Here is a 16,665-nt window from a genome sequence, read left to right as displayed (position 1 = left end):
ACTATCGCTAACAGGCTAGCTCCCACACTGGATCTGCGTCGTTCATAAAATCTGTGTTCACTGAAGATCTAATGTGGGAGCTGGCCTGCTAGCGAAGGGCGTACCGCCGACTCCATTAGCTGACGACGTCATCCTGAAACTGATCTTTGACGTACTTGATCTCGGTCCGGCCATGTGGCGCAGGCAAGCCGTCCTCACCCAGGTTGACGAAGACCATTCTCTCCACCGTCAGGATGCTTTTACGGGTGATCTTGTTGCGCACTTCGCAGGTCAGGGTGATCGACGTCCGGCCGAACTCGGTCGCGGTGATGCCCAGTTCGATGATGTCGCCCTGGCGCGAGGCGCTGACGAAGTTGATTTCGGAAATGTACTTGGTGACCACGCGCTGATTGCCCAGCTGGACGATGGCATAGATCGCCGCTTCTTCGTCGATCCAGCGCAACAGACTGCCGCCGAACAGCGTGCCGTTGGGGTTGAGGTCTTCGGGTTTTACCCATTTGCGGGTGTGGAAATTCATATTCACTCCTGACCGTCTTGCCGATTGATGCCGTCCATCATGGCAGAGCCCGGACTAGAGCTCTATCAAGCATCGACTATGGTCTCGATTACCGTTCGGACATTGACCTGCAGAAAGGCTTTGGAAGATCAGCATAGCCCGCTATAATCGCCACCGTTTCAAAACGGTCATCTCCAATTGATACCGTTTTCCCGCCACCTGTCCGAGGGGCGCTGCAGCAGGTTCGACCTGTCAGGCTCGGATGGGGCGTTGCCTGGCCACGGCCAGACACTAAACGCACAACGGCGCCCATTCGCATACATTACGAATGGAGGCTCATCATGAGCGCTGTTATCACGCCTGCAGATTTTAACGATTACAAAGTCGCCGACATGTCCCTGGCTGCCTGGGGCCGTCGCGAAACCATCATCGCTGAATCCGAAATGCCAGCCCTGATGGGTCTGCGCCGCAAGTACTCCGCCGAGCAACCGCTCAAAGGCGCGAAGATCCTCGGCTGCATCCACATGACCATTCAGACTGCCGTGCTGATCGAAACCCTGGTTGCCCTGGGTGCCGAAGTGCGTTGGTCGTCCTGCAACATTTTCTCGACCCAGGACCAGGCCGCTGCTGCCATCGCTGCTGCCGGTATCCCGGTTTTCGCCTGGAAAGGCGAAACTGAAGAAGAGTACGAGTGGTGCCTGGAGCAAACCATCCTGAAGGATGGCGCGCCTTGGGATGCCAACATGATCCTCGACGACGGCGGCGACCTGACCGAGCTGCTGCACAAGAAATACCCGGCGATCCTGGACCGCGTCCACGGCGTGACCGAAGAAACCACTACTGGCGTTCACCGCCTGCTGGACATGCTGGCCAAGGGCGAGCTGAAAATCCCGGCCATCAACGTCAACGACTCGGTGACCAAGAGCAAGAACGACAACAAGTACGGCTGCCGTCACAGCCTGAACGACGCGATCAAGCGCGGTACCGACCACCTGCTGTCCGGCAAGCAAGCGCTGGTCATCGGTTACGGTGACGTGGGCAAGGGTTCGGCCCAGTCCCTGCGTCAGGAAGGCATGATCGTCAAGGTTTCCGAAGTCGACCCGATCTGCGCCATGCAAGCCTGCATGGACGGCTACGAGCTGGTTTCGCCGTTCATCGACGGTATCAACAACGGTACTGAAGCCAGCATCGACAAGGCCCTGCTGGGCAAGATCGACCTGATCGTGACCACCACCGGCAACGTCAATGTTTGCGATGCAAACATGCTCAAAGCCCTGAAGAAGCGCGCTGTTGTCTGCAACATCGGCCACTTCGACAACGAAATCGACACCGCTTTCATGCGCAAGAACTGGGCATGGGAAGAAGTGAAGCCACAGGTTCACAAGATCCACCGTACCGGCCCTGGCGCATTCGATGCCCAGAACGACGACTACCTGATCCTGCTGGCCGAAGGCCGTCTGGTTAACCTGGGTAACGCCACCGGTCACCCAAGCCGCATCATGGACGGCTCGTTCGCCAACCAGGTTCTGGCGCAGATCTTCCTGTTCGGCCAGAAGTACGCCGACCTGTCGCCAGCCCAGAAAGCCGAGCGCCTGACCGTTGAAGTACTGCCGAAGAAACTCGACGAAGAAGTGGCCCTGGAAATGGTCCGCGGTTTCGGCGGTGTTGTGACTCAGCTGACCAAGACCCAGGCCGACTACATCGGCGTGACCGTCGAAGGTCCGTTCAAGCCGCACGCTTACCGCTACTGATAGGCGCTGACTGACCGCTCCCCCAGGAGCTGCCGCAAGCTGCGATCTTTTGATCCTTGAAAGATCGCAGCCTGCGGCGGCTCCTACGGGGGCCAGCATCCGGCTTACGAGTTCTAAAGGGTATTCCCATGTCCCAAGACCGCCGCTACAGCTTCGAGTTCTTCCCTACGAAGACCGACGCTGGGCATGAAAAGCTGCTCGCCACTGCTCGTCAGCTGGCCACGTACAATCCCGATTTCTTCTCCTGCACCTACGGCGCTGGCGGTTCGACCCGTGATCGCACGCTCAACACCGTGTTGCAGCTCGAAAGCGAAGTCAAAGTCCCGGCCGCACCGCATTTGTCTTGCGTTGGCGACAGCAAGGACGACCTGCGCGGCCTGCTGACTCAATACAAGGCTGCCGGCATCAAACGTATCGTTGCCCTGCGCGGTGACCTGCCTTCGGGCATGGGCATGGCCAGCGGTGAACTGCGCCACGCTAACGATCTGGTCGAGTTCATTCGTGAAGAGACCGGCGATCATTTCCACATCGAAGTCGCCGCTTACCCGGAAATGCATCCGCAAGCGCGCAATTTCGAAGACGATATCGCCAACTTCGTGCGCAAGGCCAACGCCGGCGCCGACAGCGCGATCACCCAGTATTTCTTCAACGCCGACAGCTACTTCTACTTCGTCGAGCGTGTACGGGCGATGGGCGTGAACATTCCGATCGTGCCGGGCATCATGCCGATCACCAACTACAGCAAGCTCGCGCGCTTCTCCGATGCCTGCGGTGCGGAAATCCCGCGCTGGATCCGCAAGCAACTGGAAGCCTACGGCGACGACACCCAAAGCATTCAACGCTTTGGTGAACAAGTCATCACCGAAATGTGTGAACGCCTGCTGCAAGGTGGCGCTCCAGGGCTGCACTTCTACACACTGAACCAGGCTGAAGCGAGTCTGGCGGTGTGGAACAACCTGAAGCTGCCGCGCTAAACATCGTTACAAGCAAGATCAAAAGATCGCAGCCTCGTTTCACTCGACAGCTCCTACAGAATGCGCAATCTCTTGTAGGAGCTGTCGAGTGAAACGAGGCTGCGATCTTTTGCTTTCAACGCGCTTTTATTGTGATGCAACACACGGAGATAGAGCATTCGCAGGCGGTTTCTGGCTCTTTCCTGTTTCTCGTCGTAATCTGAAGTCCATGCCATTGATCCCGCAGTTAATCGCCATGCTGGTTTTCACTTGCCTGAGCTTCGCCGCTCGGGGCGAGAAATTGCGCATTGTCACCGAACCATGGGCGCCTTACGTCTATGAGGAGAACGGTAAATCACTGGGGCTGGACTACGAAACCACGGCCATCGTCTTCAAGCGCCTGGGGATCGAAGTCGAATGGCAGTTCCTGCCGTGGAAACGCTGCCTGTCGATGCTCGAAACCGGCCAGGCCGATGGCGCGCTGGACATTTTTCACAGTGAAGAGCGCGACGCCACCCTGCTCTACCCCGGCGAACCGCTCTCGGAAGTCCAGTTCGTGATGTTTTACGCCAACGAGCGGCCTCATCCGTTTCGTACCCTGGACGACTTGAAAGGCCTGACGATTGGCACGTCCCCAGGCTATCTGTACAGCCCGGACTTTCGCGAATCGACACTGTTCACTCGCGAGCCGGCGCCCACTCACGAAGCCAACTTCGGCAAACTGGTGCGCGGGCGAATCGACCTGCTGATCACCGATCGCCGGGTCGGCCAGCATTTGCTCGACGAATTGAACATCCGCGACCAGATCAGCGAAAACCCGACCGTCATCAGCCAACAGAGCCAATTCCTGGCAGTTCGCCGCAATGCGGGCATGGACTTGCTGGTGCAACGCTTCGGCGCCGAACTCAAGCGGTTCAAGCGCGAGCCCGCCTATGCCGAACTGAGTGCCCGTTATGGCGCCGATCCGGCCGTCAGCAATCACGCTGCCGGGGCCACCGCCGTCCGCGAAAAAACCGTTGAGCAGCAGGAAAGCGGCGCGCAGTGATTGCTCTGTTATACTCCGGCCTTCCCGCCAGGCTCACGCCCGGACGCTCGGACTTGTTCAAGGCATCTCGACCCCGCTACAGCGCAGCTTTTCAGCCCGCGCGAGCGCTCCAGACGAGCTTTCAAGGCCCAGCAGGACCGGACGGGATTGCGTTCCTCTTAAACGCCATTCGCGCCAGGCAAGACTCCCATTGGGCCAAGCCCTAACTAAAACAGGATTACTCATGTCCTTTGCTTCCCTCGGTCTCTCCGAGGCTTTAGTCCGCGCCATCGAGGCAGCGGGCTATACCGAGCCTACTCCGGTGCAACAGCGGGCCATTCCCGCCGTGTTGCAAGGTCGCGACCTGATGGTTGCGGCTCAGACAGGTACTGGTAAAACCGGCGGCTTCGCCCTTCCGATTCTGGAGCGGTTGTTTCCCAACGGTCACCCGGACAAATCCCAGCGTCACGGCCCGCGCCAACCACGCGTGCTGGTCCTGACCCCTACCCGCGAACTCGCGGCTCAGGTTCACGAAAGCTTCAAGGTCTATGCCCGTGACCTGAAGTTCGTCAGCGCCTGCATCTTCGGCGGCGTCGGCATGAACCCGCAGGTTCAGGCCATGTCCCGCGGCGTTGACGTGCTGGTGGCCTGCCCTGGCCGCCTGCTCGACCTCGCCGGCCAAGGCAGCGTCGATCTGTCCCACGTGGAAATCCTCGTGCTGGACGAAGCCGACCGCATGCTCGACATGGGCTTTGTCCATGACGTGAAAAAGGTCCTGGCCCGTCTGCCGAGCAAACGTCAGAACCTGCTGTTCTCGGCGACGTTCTCCAAGGACATCACCGACCTTGCCGGCAAGCTGCTGCACAACCCGGAACGCATCGAAGTCACGCCGCCGAACACCACGGTCGAGCGCATCGAGCAACGCGTATTCCGTCTGCCTGCCAACCACAAGCGTTCGCTGCTGGCGCACCTGATCACCGCAGGCGCCTGGGAACAGGTGCTCGTGTTCACCCGCACCAAGCACGGCGCCAACCGTCTGGCCGAATACCTGGACAAACACGGCCTCACCGCCGTCGCGATCCACGGCAACAAGAGCCAGAACGCGCGCACCAAAGCCCTGGCCGACTTCAAGGCCGGTGAAGTGCGCATCCTGGTCGCCACCGACATCGCCGCTCGCGGCCTCGACATCGATCAGTTGCCACACGTGGTCAACTTCGAACTGCCGAACGTCGACGAAGATTACGTTCACCGCATCGGCCGTACCGGCCGTGCCGGTCGTTCGGGCGAGGCGATCTCGCTGGTGGCTCCGGACGAAGAAAAGCTGCTGAAAAGCATCGAACGCATGACCAAGCAGAAAATCGCCGACGGCGACCTGATGGGCTTCGATTCCAGCGCTGTAGAAGCCGAGAAACCGGAAGTCCGCGAGCGTCCGGATGTGCGTAACCCGCGCAACCCACGTGGCCCGCGCGGTGACGGTCCGAACGGCAGCGGCGGTGGCGGCGGTCGTAAAGACAAAGGCAAGGACAAGGGCGGCAAGGAAAAACCTGCAGCCACTGGCCGTGGCGATCGTCCGGCCCGTGAGCAGAAACCACGCGAAGGCACCCCGGCTCGCGAGCAACAGCGCCCGGCGCCACGCGCTGCCGCTGATCGCGCTCCGGACGAGTTCCTGGACGACGATATCGATAACTTCGGTAACCGCGTCGACTACGTGCCTCAAGCCAAACCGGCTCAGGGTCGTGGCCGCCGTCCGGGCGCTCCGGCACAAGGTTCGGCCGCTGGCACAGGTGCTCCGCGCACTGGCGGCAAGCCTCAGGGTCGCCAAAGCGGTCCGCGCAGCAGCGACGGCGCCACCACCGGCACGCCGCCGGCCAAGCGCAGCGGTCCACGCAACGGTGCTCCACGTGACGGCCAGGCCCGTCGCGAAGAAGGCCGCAACCGTCGCCCGGCGCGTGACGACCAGCCGCGTTCGGAACCCGCCGTGCAAAACCCGCGTGGTCCGGCACCGAAGATCATTCACAAGGAGTCGAAAACCGATCGTTTCCCGACTCCCGAACAACTTGATCAACTGCCAGGCCGTCCCCGTGGTGAGAAACCAGCATTGCTGACTCGCAATCGCTGATTTGACACTGCCATGAAAAATGCCCCGGATCTCGCGATCCGGGGCATTTTTTTATGTATCACAAATTGCTTTTTGTAGGCGCTGGCGAAGCCTGCGATCTTTTGATCTTGAAAGATCGCAGCCTGCGGCAGCTCCTACGACTGAGCATTACTTCGCTTTGACACCTTCAAACGAAACGTACAACTCGACTGCATCGGACGCTGGGCCCAGGTCTTTCTGCTTGCCGAAGTCGGAACGCTTGATGCTGGTGGTGCCCTCGAAGCCGGCACGGTAGCCGCCCCATGGATCCTTGCCTTCGCCCAGGAAGGTAGCCTTGACCACGACTGGCTTGGTCACGCCAAGGATGGTCAGGTCGCCGGTCACGTCGGCAGTGTCTTTGCCAGCGGCGTTTTTGCCGGTGGATTTAACGCTGGTGGAGACGAACTTGGCTTTAGACCCGTCCAGGAAGTCTTTGCTGGCGATGTGCTTGTCGCGCTCGGCATGGTTGGTGAACACGCTGGCGGTGTTGACGTTGAACTCGATCTTGCTCGCTTCCGGCTTGGCCGCATCGAAGCTGAACTTGCCGTCGATGTCCTTGAAGGTACCGGTGATGTAGCTGTAGCCCAAGTGGCTGATCTTGAAGTCAACGAAGGCATGCTGGCCTTCCTTGTCGACGACGTAGTCAGCTGCCATCACGTTAGCGGACAGCAGAGCCGAACCGATTGCCACAGCAGCGAGTGTTTTTTTCAACATGCTTTCTATTCCTTTGGAGTCGAGGTTGAACTTCAGGCTTTGCGGCCCAGCATACGAATGAGGGTCGCATCACGATCGATAAAGTGGTGCTTCAATGCTGCCAACGCATGGAGACCGGAAAAAATTACCAGTACCCACGCCAGATACAGATGGATCACACCGGCGGTGTCTGCCTGGTCCGGTATTCCGGACACCAGTGCAGGAACTTCAAACAGGCCAAACACCGGAATCCCGACACCGTCTGCGGTGGAAATCAGGTAACCGGCAATCATCACAGCAAACAGGCCGAGGTACAGGAACGAATGGCCGAACTTCGCGCCAATGCGCGTCAGACGGCTGTAGCTGTCGAGTGTCGGCGGTGGCGGACTGACAAAGCGCCACAACACACGCAGCAACATGACGGCAAACAGCACCAGGCCAATGCTCTTGTGCAGGTCCGGCGCGTCTTTGCGCCAGGTGCTGTAGTAGTCGAGACCGACCATCCACAACCCCAACGCGAACAGACCGAAGACCGCCAGCGCCACGCACCAATGCATGAAGATGCTGACCCAACCGTAGCGGGAAGAAGAGTTACGTAGCTGCATGCCCAAATCCTGTGAGAACTGCGACCAAGACTATCGAGTTATCTATCGATTTAAAGCGGAAAATTTCGCTTTGAAATATCGAGAAATACGATCAAGAGTCTGAAATGGGTGAGTTAAGGAAAGATTAAAGACCACTGAGTGAGAAATGATGACGTCCGAACCAAGAACACCTGCGCCATGAGATTTATTCGTTCTTTTCTTCAGGCAAAAAAAAACGCGGCATTTCTGCCGCGTTTCTTTAATCCCGAAGCTTACTGCGCCTTGGTATCTGTCGCCGCGGTCGCAGCGGGCTTGGTCGCTGGTTTCTTCGCCAGTTCAGCTTTCTTCACAGGCGCCTTGGCCGGGGCTTTTTTGGCGTCGGTTTTGGCAGCGGGCTTTTTCGCCGGCGCTTTGGCCGGAGCCTTCTTGGCTGGCTCGGCTTTTACCGGTGCGGCAGGCTTCGGCGCTTCCACTGGCGCAGGCGCCGGGGTTGGCACTGGAGCGAGTGTCGGTGCTGGCGGTGTTACCGGCTCGGGAGCCTTGACCGGTTCCGGCTTCTTGTCTTCATCGGAGGATCCACCAAACAGATTGCTGAAGAAGTTGCCCTTCTTCGCCGCCACTGCACCGGCCGCAACAGCTGTCGCTGCCGGAACCACTTTCGCCGGTTCAAACGACTTGCCTGCCGCCAGGTCTTCAACCTGACTGGCTGCGCGCTGACCGGTGCGCAATGCGCCCTCCAGCGTGCCTGGGTACAAGGTGTCGGTATGTTCGCCAGCGAACGCTACGCGTTGCAGCGGACGTTCCCACAGGCGCCAGTACTTGCTGATCTGGCCCGGGCCGAAGGCCAGGTAAGCGCCGCCCATCGACGGATCGGTGCTGTAGCGGCGGATTTCATAACCGGTGAACGAACCGCGTGCCTGTGGATAAAATGCGTGCAGACGAATCAGTACCTGATCGGCCATCTGCTTGTCGCCGAAGGCCTGCATCACCCGCGCATTGTCGCCGGACAGGTTGATCACCACGTTGGCACCACCCTTCAGGGCTGGCTCGACCCACAACATGCCCAGGCCGGTGTTGCTGTAGATCTCGCCGGACATGCGCGCCTTGCTTTCCCATACCGGCGTCTTGAACTTCAGCATGATCTGGTCGCGCCAACCGTAGTTGGTGCCTTTGATCGCGCCCAAGTGCTGGGCATCCAGCGCCGGGGTCATCTGGATCTTGTTCAGGGCGCGCAATGGCACGGCGACCACGACGTAGTCAGCCTGATAGCCAACGCTGCCGACTTTGACGGTCACGCCATCCTTGTCCTGGATAATGGCCGAGACCGGGGAGCTGGTCTTGATGGTTTTCAGCTGTTTGACGAAGGCTTGAGCCAGCACCGGACTGCCGCCGAGCAGGCGCGAAGCGCGCAGGTCACGATCGGACACACCGCGATAAACCCGGCTCTGTTGTGCGTAGTACAGCAGCGACAGGCGCGAAGGTTCGTCATAACGGGTACGAATTTGCTGATTGATCAACTGCCGAGCCGTGGCGGGCAACGTCAGTCGATCAAGCCAGTTGGAGACGTTGATCTGATCCAGGGCATGCAGCGTGCTGGTCGCGGCCGGGTTCTGCGGGTCTTCGATCGAGCGCGCCAGATCGTCCAGCGTCTTTTCGTAACGCTTGAGCGCGTCACTGGTGGCCGGTTCCTTGGTCGCCAGATCAGCGGCGGTGTAATACACGCCGTCGATCAGGTAGCTCGGCGTGCGCACGAATTCCGGTGCCGGCGTAGTGCTCAGCTTGAATGTCGAAACGTATTTGTTCAGCACCGGCTGGGTCTTGTCGTTGCCGATCCACTCGCTGGTGGCCATGCCGGAGCGGCCGCCCAGGCTCGGTTTGGCTTCCAGCAGCGTGACTTGCCAGCCTTTGTTCTGCAGTTCGTATGCCGCCGTCAGGCCCGAAAGCCCGCCGCCGATCACGATCGCTGTTTTATCCTTGGCCAGCGCAGACACGCTGAACAGCCCCAACATCACCAGCGCACAGGCGCGCAGCCAACCAGCAGACATTCAGCGAACTCCGGAAATACACGTAGGAAAAACGGTTTTGCGAGTCAGACGACTCAAAGAACCGCGAAGAATACGTTAGCCATCATTGGGCCGCCAGCGACGTCTATCGCCCTATACAAAGTAGCTCAATCGACACAATGGGTTGTTCCCGCGCGATGCATTGCATAGGCTTGCGCGATTGTATGTCCGCGCCTGTCGGCGGATCGCCTCGAGGAGACTGAACATGGGCCTGAACAATCAGTGGATGCAACGCGATCTCGCGGTGTTGTGGCATCCCTGCACCCAGATGAAAGACCACGAACAGTTGCCGCTGATCCCGATCAAGCGCGGTGAAGGCGTGTGGCTGGAAGACTTCGAAGGCAAACGCTACCTCGATGCCGTCAGTTCCTGGTGGGTCAACGTGTTTGGCCACGCCAACCCGCGCATCAACCAGCGCATCAAGGATCAGGTCGATCAGCTGGAGCACGTGATCCTCGCCGGTTTCAGCCATCAGCCGGTCATCGAGTTGTCCGAGCGTCTGGTGAAGATGACGCCCGAAGGCCTGACCCGATGCTTCTACGCCGATAACGGTTCGTCCTGCATCGAAGTCGCGCTGAAAATGAGCTTTCACTACTGGCTCAACCGCGGCCAGCCGAACAAGAAGCGCTTCGTCACCCTGACCAACAGCTATCACGGCGAGACCATGGCGGCGATGTCGGTGGGCGACGTGCCGCTGTTCACCGAGACCTACAAGGCGCTGCTGCTGGACACCATCAAGGTGCCAAGCCCCGATTGCTACCTGCGCCCTGAGGGCATGAGCTGGGAGGAGCATTCGCGCAACATGTTCGCCGCCATGGAGCAGACGCTGGCCGTGAACCACGACACCGTCGCGGCGGTGATCGTCGAGCCGCTGATTCAGGGCGCCGGCGGCATGCGCATGTATCACCCGGTTTATTTGAAGCTGCTGCGTGAAGCGTGCGACCGTTATGGCGTGCACCTGATCCACGACGAAATCGCCGTCGGCTTCGGCCGCACCGGGACCATGTTTGCCTGTGAACAGGCTGGCATCCGCCCGGACTTCCTCTGCCTGTCCAAGGCCCTGACCGGCGGTTACCTGCCGCTGGCGGCCTGCGTGACGACCGAAGACGTCTACAGCGCTTTCTACGACGACTACCCGACCCTGCGCGCCTTCCTGCATTCCCACAGCTACACCGGTAACCCGCTGGCGTGCGCGGCGGCCTTGGCGACGCTGGATATCTTCGAAGAAGACAACGTCATCGAAAACAACAAGGCGTTGGCCCAGCGCATGGCCTCCTCCACTGCGCACCTGGTCGATCACCCGAACGTCTCGGAAGTGCGCCAGACCGGCATGGTGCTGGCCATCGAGATGGTCAAGGACAAGGCAACCAAGGAAGCTTACCCGTGGCAGGAACGTCGTGGCTTGAAGGTGTTCCAGCATGCACTGGAACGAGGTGCTTTACTTCGACCGTTGGGCAGCGTGGTGTATTTCCTGCCGCCTTACGTGATCACGCCGGAGCAGATCGACTTCCTCGCGGAAGTGGCCAGTGAAGGGATCGACATTGCGACCCGCAATAGCGTGAGCGTCTCGGTGCCGAAAGACTTCCATCCCGACTTCCGTGATCCGGGCTAGAAGTCACCGAGAACCCCTGTGGCGAGAGAGCTTGCTCCCGCTGGGTCGCGAAGCGGCCCCGCTTATCCCTGGAAAGAAGAGGACTGCTGCGCAGTCCAGCGGGAGCAAGCTCCCTCGCCACAAAAAACCAGCCACATTTGCGACTTGATCCAACTTACTGATTCAGTAGAGACCCAGCATGAGACTGTCCCGCTTCTTTATCGACGCCCCCCTGAGCACCGGCGAGCACGAGTTGCCCGAGGCCCAGGCCCATTACATCAGCCGCGTGCTGCGCATGGCCGAGGGCGATGTGCTGCAATTGTTCGACGGCTCGGGCCATGAGTTTCGCGCCACGCTGGTGGAGGTTGGCAAGAAGCGCGTGGTGGTGCAGATCGATGAAAGCTTCACCGGTCAGGTCGAATCACCGCTTGCGATCCATCTCGGCCAGGGTTTGTCCCGTGGCGAGCGGATGGATTGGGCGATTCAGAAAGCCACTGAACTGGGCGTGACTGAAATCACCCCGATCTTCAGCGACCGCTGCGAAGTCCGGCTGAAGGACGAGCGCGCCGACAAGCGCCTGCTGCATTGGCGCCAGGTGGCGATCAGCGCGTGCGAGCAGTGCGGGCGTTCACGGGTGCCGGTGATTCATCCGCCGCTGTTGCTGGCGGACTGGTTGAAGCAGACCGAGGCTGAGTTGAAACTGGTGCTGCATCCGGTGGCTGAGCCGTTGGTGAGTCATGCCAAACCGACAACCTTGGCGTTTCTGATCGGGCCTGAGGGCGGGTTGTCCGACGCTGAAGTCGAGCAGGCCAAGGCTGGCGGTTTTCACGCCGCCCGCCTCGGTCCTCGCGTATTGCGCACCGAAACCGCACCCGTCGTGGCGTTAGCGGTGGCGCAACAACTGTGGGGCGACTTCTAGGTTCTGATCGTTCCCACGCTCCACGTGGGAACGATCTGTCCGCAACTACTGCACCGGATCACTCACCGGTTTGGCGATGATGGCTTTCAGCTCGCTGGTCATCGGGAATTCCAGGTTCAAGCCTTTGGGCGGGATCGGCTGTTGGAACCAGCGGTTGTAGATGCCGTTGATTTCCCCTGAGCTGTACAGGTCGGCCAGTGTGGAGTTGACCAGTGCCAGGAACTGCGGATCATCCTTGCGCACCATGCAGCTGTAGATTTCCCGCGACTGCTCCTCACCCACCACCACCCACTTATGCGGATCGCGGGCCTTCGCTCGTTCACCATAGAGCAGCGCGTCGTCCATATAGAACGCCGCCGCCCGACCCGACTGCAGCATCTGGAAAGCCTCGCCATGGTCCTTGGCGCTGATCACGAACATATCGATCTTGTGATCGACGTTGTAGCTCTTCAGAAACCGTTCATTCGTTGTGCCCGCGGTGGTCACGACGTTCTTGCCGCGCAGGTCAGCGAAACTCTTGATGCCGCTGTCCTTCGCCGTGAGCAACTGACCCTTCACGTAGATAAACCCGTAGGAAAACGCCACTTGCTGCATGCGCTCGGCGGTCACGCCGGTGGAGCCGCACTCAAGGTCGACCGTGCCGTTCTGCACCAGCGGAATGCGCGTTTGCGAGGTCACCAGGTTGTACTTCACCTGCAGATCCGGCAGTTCAAGCTTTTGCTTGATGCGCTCGACAATCTTGCTCGCCAGGTCCACCGAATAGCCCATCGGCTGCCCCGTGTGATCACCCACGTAGGAGAACGGCACCGACGCGTCGCGATAGCCCAGCGTGATGCTCTTGGCATTGGCAACCTTGTTCAGCGTACCGGTCAGTGGCGTTTCGTTGGCCTGGACCTGACTGGCGAGCAGCAGACCGAGGGTACAGCCGATCAACGTGTTTTTTTGCATTGTTATTCTCCGTTGTGGGTTGAGTGATTAGCGGCGCGCTGCGATCACGGTGATTTCTACCAGGACCTCGGGACGGGCCAGTTGCGCCTGCAAAGTCGTGCGGGTTGGCGCTTTGCCCGGTGACAGCCACTGCGACCAGACCTCATTCATGGCGGCAAAGTCGCGGCCAATGTCGTTCAGGTAAATGGTCGCGTTGAGCAGATGATCCTTGTCGCTGTCAGCTTCGGCCAGCAACGCATCAATCTTCGCCAGCACCTCGGCGGTTTGGCCAGTGACGTCGAGGCTGTCACCCGGAACCTGTCCCGAGAGAAACACCAGATCGCCAAAGATCACCGCGCCAGAGAGCCGGCTGTTGCTGTTGATACGGTTGATGCTCATCGGTTTTTCCTTTTCAAGTCAGGCGACGCGGGGGGCGAGGCCCTGCATTTCAATCGAGGGTGCGCGCCGGGCGATCAACTCGCTGAGCAACCGGGCGCTGCCGCAAGCCAGGGTAAAACCCAGGGCGCCATGGCCCAGGTTGAGCCACAGGTTGCGATACGCCGTGGCCCCGATCAACGGTACGCCGCTGGGGGTGGCCGGGCGCATGCCGGCCCATTCGATGGCGGCGGTGTAATCGCCGGCATTGGGTAAGGTTTCCTGCGCCTGGCGCTTGATCAGCGCCAGACGTTTGGGGTCGAGCGCCGGGTCGAAACCGACGATGTCGACCATCGCCGCCACGCGCAGTTGATCACCGATGCGGGCATAAACGATCTTGCGGTTGTAATCGGTGATGCTCAGCTCCGGCGCGCGATGTTCGGTGCGCACGGGCAAGGTCAGGCTGTAGCCCTTGAGCGGATACAGCGGCAGGTGCATGCCGGGCAGCGCCAGCGCCGGACTGCGATGACCGGCGGCGATCACCAGTTGCTCGACCGGCAGCACGTGCGAACCCATTTCTACAGCCTGCACCGCGCCATCCGCGTGGCGAATGCCGGTGACCTTGCGTCCCAGCAAAAACTCGCAACGCCCCGACGCCTGGAGCCGAGCCAGCAGTTGCTGGCAGAAAGCATGGCAATCGGCGACTTCTTCGTCGGGCGTATAAATCGCGCCCACAAACGGCGCCTCGGCAAGCGCAGGCTCCAACTGTGCGCATTCGGCACGCGACAGCACGTGCTGCTGTTGCGGATCGGCCAGGCCATGGCGCGCATGCTCAAAACTCGCGGCTTCACGAAACGTCACCAGTTTGCCGTTGCGCCGCCAGGCGAAGCCGTCGAGACGGTCTTCGTCCCGCCAGCCTTGCAGCGTGGACTGGCTCAGCAGCGCCAGACGCAGCAGGTGCGCGCCGTTGCGCTGATTCACAGAACGACGGCACGCCGCCAGGAAGGACGCCATCCAACGCCATTGCGCCGGGTCCAGGCGCGGACGCAACTTCAGCGGCGAGTCACCGCGCAGCATCCAGCCAAGCGCCTGCAACGGCACACCGGCATCGGCCAGAGGCGCGACGTAACGGTAGGACAACTGGCCGCCGTTGGCGAAACTGGTCTCGCTGCCCAGCGAATCCCGGGCTTCGATCAGCGTCACGTCGATGCCGTCGCGAACCAGTGCGTAAGCCGTCGTCAGGCCGATGACGCCGCCACCGATGATGCAAACCCGCTGAGCCATGTCTGTCCTTAACCGTTGTTGAAACAGGCTTCAGGTTAGGACCAGGTGACAGACCTTGAACAATGCATAAAGATGCCTGACCCATAAACAAAGGTTATGGACTTGCCATGCGACTGCGACACATCGAGATTTTCCAGGCCATTCGCCAGACCGGTTCGGTCAGTGGCGCCGCGCAGTTGCTGCACGTGTCGCAGCCGGCGGTGAGCAAAGTGCTGCAACACGCCGAGCAGCAACTGGGCTTCCCGTTATTTCTGCGGGTGCGCGGTAAATTGCAGGCCACGCCCGAAGCGCTGGAGCTTGAGCGCGAAGTCGACAAGGTCACCGAAAGCCTGCAAGGCGTGCGACGTCTGGCCCAGAGCCTGCGTCGCGAGCCGGGTCACAGCGTGAGGATCGGCGCGATCCCGGCGCTGGCCTTGTCGCTGCTGCCGCCGGCCATCAACGAGTGGACGCAACGCTACCCGGACATTGTCTGCGAGCTGTCGAGCGCCCACAGCCGTGAGTTGATGCAGAATTTGTTGATGCGCGAAGTGGATGTCGCGCTGACGTTGCAACCTCCGGATCATCCGGGCCTGAAGGCGCAGCCCCTGGCCTGCGGGGTGTTGGTGGCGCTGGCGCCGTTGGGCTATTGGACCGACGACGCCTTGGGCCAACCGTTGCCATTGATCGAACTGGCCGGTGCGCCGCTGATTGGCCTGTCCAGCGCCGACCCGCTGGCGGCCAGGCTCGACAGCTACCTTGAGGCGGTCGAGCCGCCACCACGGGTTCGCATCGCCGTGCAGACCTATTCGCTGGCGCGGGCGATGGTTGAATCCGGTGCCGGGCTGGCGGTGATCGATCCGTTTACCGCGCTAGGCGCGTCCCCCGCCACCACGGCGATTCGACCTCTGGCACCCGCGTTACCGATCACGTTGTATGCGGTGACTCGCGCCGACGAACCGCCGCCCCATACCTTGAGCGACCTGTTGCAGGTGTTCAGCCGACGGGCGCAGGCACAACTGGACCGCCTGTGCCACTGAGGGAGCATGCCTGCTCGCGAATGCGGTGGATCAGTCAGCGATGATGTCGACTGACCTGGCGCTTTCGCGAGCAGGCTCGCTCCCACAGGTTTTTCATATAGCTGCGGTGCGATCTACAAGACATAAAACATAATCGCCACGAAGTGCAGCAGACTCCCGGCGATCACGAACAGATGCCAGATCCCGTGGGCATGGCGCAAACGACTGTCCAGCGCAAAAAAGATAATGCCCACGGTGTACAACACGCCGCCCGATGCCAGCCAGGCAAAACCTGTGCTGCCCAGCGCCGCCAGCAAAGGCTTCACCGCCACCAGCACGATCCAGCCCATCACCGCGTAAATCACGATCGACAGAATCCGCGCTTCCGAACGCGGCTTGATCTCCTGCAGGATGCCGATCAACGCCAGCCCCCACACAATCCCGAACAAGGTCCAGCCCCACGGCCCGCGCAGGGTTACCAGGCAGAACGGCGTGTAACTGCCGGCGATCAACAGATAGATCGAAAAGTGATCGACCTTCTGCATGATCGCTTTCTTGCGCCCGCGCACGCTGTGGTAAACGGTCGATGCGCTGTAAAGCACCATCAAGGTAAATCCGTAAATCGCCACGCTGACAATCTTCCACGGGCTGCCGTCCATGCTGGCAATCACCAGCATCCACACCACCCCGACCATCGCTGCCACCGCACCGACCAAATGCGTCCAGGCGTTCAATCGTTCCCCGTGATACATGTGTTGCTCACCTCAAGATTCGTTGCAACTTCGCGTAAGGCTCACGCCTGAAGGTTAAAAGCGCAATGTTTCAAAACACAAATCCCCCAAGAACCCACATACGTGCACAATCGAGCCATTC

General features: G+C 60.3%; 15 protein-coding genes, 1 pseudogene and 1 riboswitch. Of the genes and pseudogenes, 7 read left to right on the top strand and 9 right to left on the bottom strand.

The annotated features are described in order from the left end of the window. Nucleotides 1-115 precede the first annotated feature (115 nt). On the bottom strand, nt 116-517 hold the full coding sequence (locus ACM6I5_RS01810; RefSeq protein WP_017341238.1) for an acyl-CoA thioesterase: 402 nt from the start codon (nt 515-517) through the stop codon (nt 116-118). Nucleotides 518-715: 198 nt separating this feature from the next. Then, a riboswitch (S-adenosyl-L-homocysteine riboswitch) is annotated at nt 716-814 on the top strand. Nucleotides 815-837: 23 nt separating this feature from the next. Here ACM6I5_RS01810 and ahcY point away from each other — a divergent pair. The 4 genes from ahcY (at nt 838) to ACM6I5_RS01790 (ending at nt 6,343) form a co-directional block, all read left to right on the top strand. Then, complete coding sequence (gene ahcY, locus ACM6I5_RS01805) at nt 838-2,247, top strand: adenosylhomocysteinase (protein ID WP_017341239.1); 1,410 nt, start codon at nt 838-840, stop codon at nt 2,245-2,247. A 128-nt stretch (nt 2,248-2,375) separates the two neighbouring features. Then, nucleotides 2,376-3,221, top strand: coding sequence for a methylenetetrahydrofolate reductase [NAD(P)H] (metF, locus tag ACM6I5_RS01800; protein ID WP_017341240.1), 846 nt, complete (start codon nt 2,376-2,378; stop codon nt 3,219-3,221). Nucleotides 3,222-3,429: 208 nt separating this feature from the next. After that, nucleotides 3,430-4,245 carry a substrate-binding periplasmic protein gene (locus ACM6I5_RS01795; RefSeq protein ID WP_017341242.1) on the top strand — a complete coding sequence of 272 codons (816 nt, stop codon included), beginning with the start codon at nt 3,430-3,432 and terminating at the stop codon, nt 4,243-4,245. A 223-nt stretch (nt 4,246-4,468) separates the two neighbouring features. Then, nucleotides 4,469-6,343 (top strand): DEAD/DEAH box helicase, encoded by a 1,875-nt coding sequence (locus tag ACM6I5_RS01790; RefSeq protein WP_017341243.1) that lies wholly within the window; start codon nt 4,469-4,471, stop codon nt 6,341-6,343. 147 nt (nt 6,344-6,490) lie between these two features. On the opposite strand, the gene ACM6I5_RS01785 is transcribed toward ACM6I5_RS01790, so the two are convergent. The 3 genes from ACM6I5_RS01785 to ACM6I5_RS01775 form a co-directional block, all read right to left on the bottom strand. Continuing rightward, nucleotides 6,491-7,075: a YceI family protein gene (locus ACM6I5_RS01785; protein ID WP_010466914.1), complete on the bottom strand. Its 585-nt coding sequence runs from the start codon at nt 7,073-7,075 to the stop codon at nt 6,491-6,493. Nucleotides 7,076-7,107: 32 nt separating this feature from the next. Next, entirely contained in the window at nt 7,108-7,659 is a 552-nt protein-coding gene (locus ACM6I5_RS01780) for a cytochrome b (RefSeq protein WP_017341244.1), read from the bottom strand. Nucleotides 7,660-7,910: 251 nt separating this feature from the next. Beyond that, complete coding sequence (locus ACM6I5_RS01775) at nt 7,911-9,683, bottom strand: flavin monoamine oxidase family protein (RefSeq protein ID WP_017341245.1); 1,773 nt, start codon at nt 9,681-9,683, stop codon at nt 7,911-7,913. 223 nt (nt 9,684-9,906) lie between these two features. Here ACM6I5_RS01775 and ACM6I5_RS01770 point away from each other — a divergent pair, with 223 nt between their 5' ends. Both ACM6I5_RS01770 and ACM6I5_RS01765 read left to right on the top strand, forming a co-directional pair. Further along, nucleotides 9,907-11,313 (top strand): adenosylmethionine--8-amino-7-oxononanoate transaminase, encoded by a 1,407-nt coding sequence (locus ACM6I5_RS01770; protein ID WP_414883076.1) that lies wholly within the window; start codon nt 9,907-9,909, stop codon nt 11,311-11,313. A 178-nt stretch (nt 11,314-11,491) separates the two neighbouring features. Further along, nucleotides 11,492-12,211, top strand: coding sequence for a 16S rRNA (uracil(1498)-N(3))-methyltransferase (locus ACM6I5_RS01765; RefSeq protein WP_414883075.1), 720 nt, complete (start codon nt 11,492-11,494; stop codon nt 12,209-12,211). A gap of 45 nt (nt 12,212-12,256) precedes the next feature. On the opposite strand, the gene ACM6I5_RS01760 is transcribed toward ACM6I5_RS01765, so the two are convergent. Genes ACM6I5_RS01760 through ACM6I5_RS01750 form a run of 3 tightly spaced genes read right to left on the bottom strand, consistent with a single transcriptional unit; the run spans nt 12,257 to nt 14,797 of the window. Continuing rightward, a complete protein-coding gene (locus ACM6I5_RS01760; RefSeq protein ID WP_414883074.1) occupies nt 12,257-13,159 on the bottom strand; it encodes a transporter substrate-binding domain-containing protein in 903 nt (300 codons plus the stop codon). A 27-nt stretch (nt 13,160-13,186) separates the two neighbouring features. Beyond that, a complete protein-coding gene (locus ACM6I5_RS01755; RefSeq protein ID WP_414883073.1) occupies nt 13,187-13,537 on the bottom strand; it encodes a RidA family protein in 351 nt (116 codons plus the stop codon). Nucleotides 13,538-13,555: 18 nt separating this feature from the next. After that, a complete protein-coding gene (locus ACM6I5_RS01750; RefSeq protein WP_414883072.1) occupies nt 13,556-14,797 on the bottom strand; it encodes a D-amino acid dehydrogenase in 1,242 nt (413 codons plus the stop codon). 107 nt (nt 14,798-14,904) lie between these two features. Between ACM6I5_RS01750 and ACM6I5_RS01745 the strand changes: the two genes are divergently transcribed. After that, nucleotides 14,905-15,813 (top strand): LysR family transcriptional regulator, encoded by a 909-nt coding sequence (locus ACM6I5_RS01745; RefSeq protein WP_414883071.1) that lies wholly within the window; start codon nt 14,905-14,907, stop codon nt 15,811-15,813. Here ACM6I5_RS01745 and ACM6I5_RS01740 read toward each other — a convergent pair. Together ACM6I5_RS01740 and trhA are read right to left on the bottom strand one after the other, a co-directional pair. Next, nucleotides 15,810-15,926: pseudogene (locus tag ACM6I5_RS01740) on the bottom strand (metal ABC transporter ATP-binding protein); the annotation flags it as partial. The gene ACM6I5_RS01745 and the pseudogene ACM6I5_RS01740 sit on opposite strands and share 4 nt — an antisense overlap. Continuing rightward, nucleotides 15,927-16,544 carry a PAQR family membrane homeostasis protein TrhA gene (gene trhA, locus ACM6I5_RS01735; RefSeq protein WP_414883070.1) on the bottom strand — a complete coding sequence of 206 codons (618 nt, stop codon included), beginning with the start codon at nt 16,542-16,544 and terminating at the stop codon, nt 15,927-15,929. Between the last annotated feature and the right edge of the window lie 121 nt (nt 16,545-16,665).

The organism is Pseudomonas sp. IT-P171, from assembly GCF_949767765.1.
GTDB lineage: Bacteria > Pseudomonadota > Gammaproteobacteria > Pseudomonadales > Pseudomonadaceae > Aquipseudomonas > Aquipseudomonas fluorescens_B.
The sequence above is the reverse complement of the archived record's forward strand: the minus strand, read 5'-3'. Positions and strand labels throughout refer to the sequence as shown.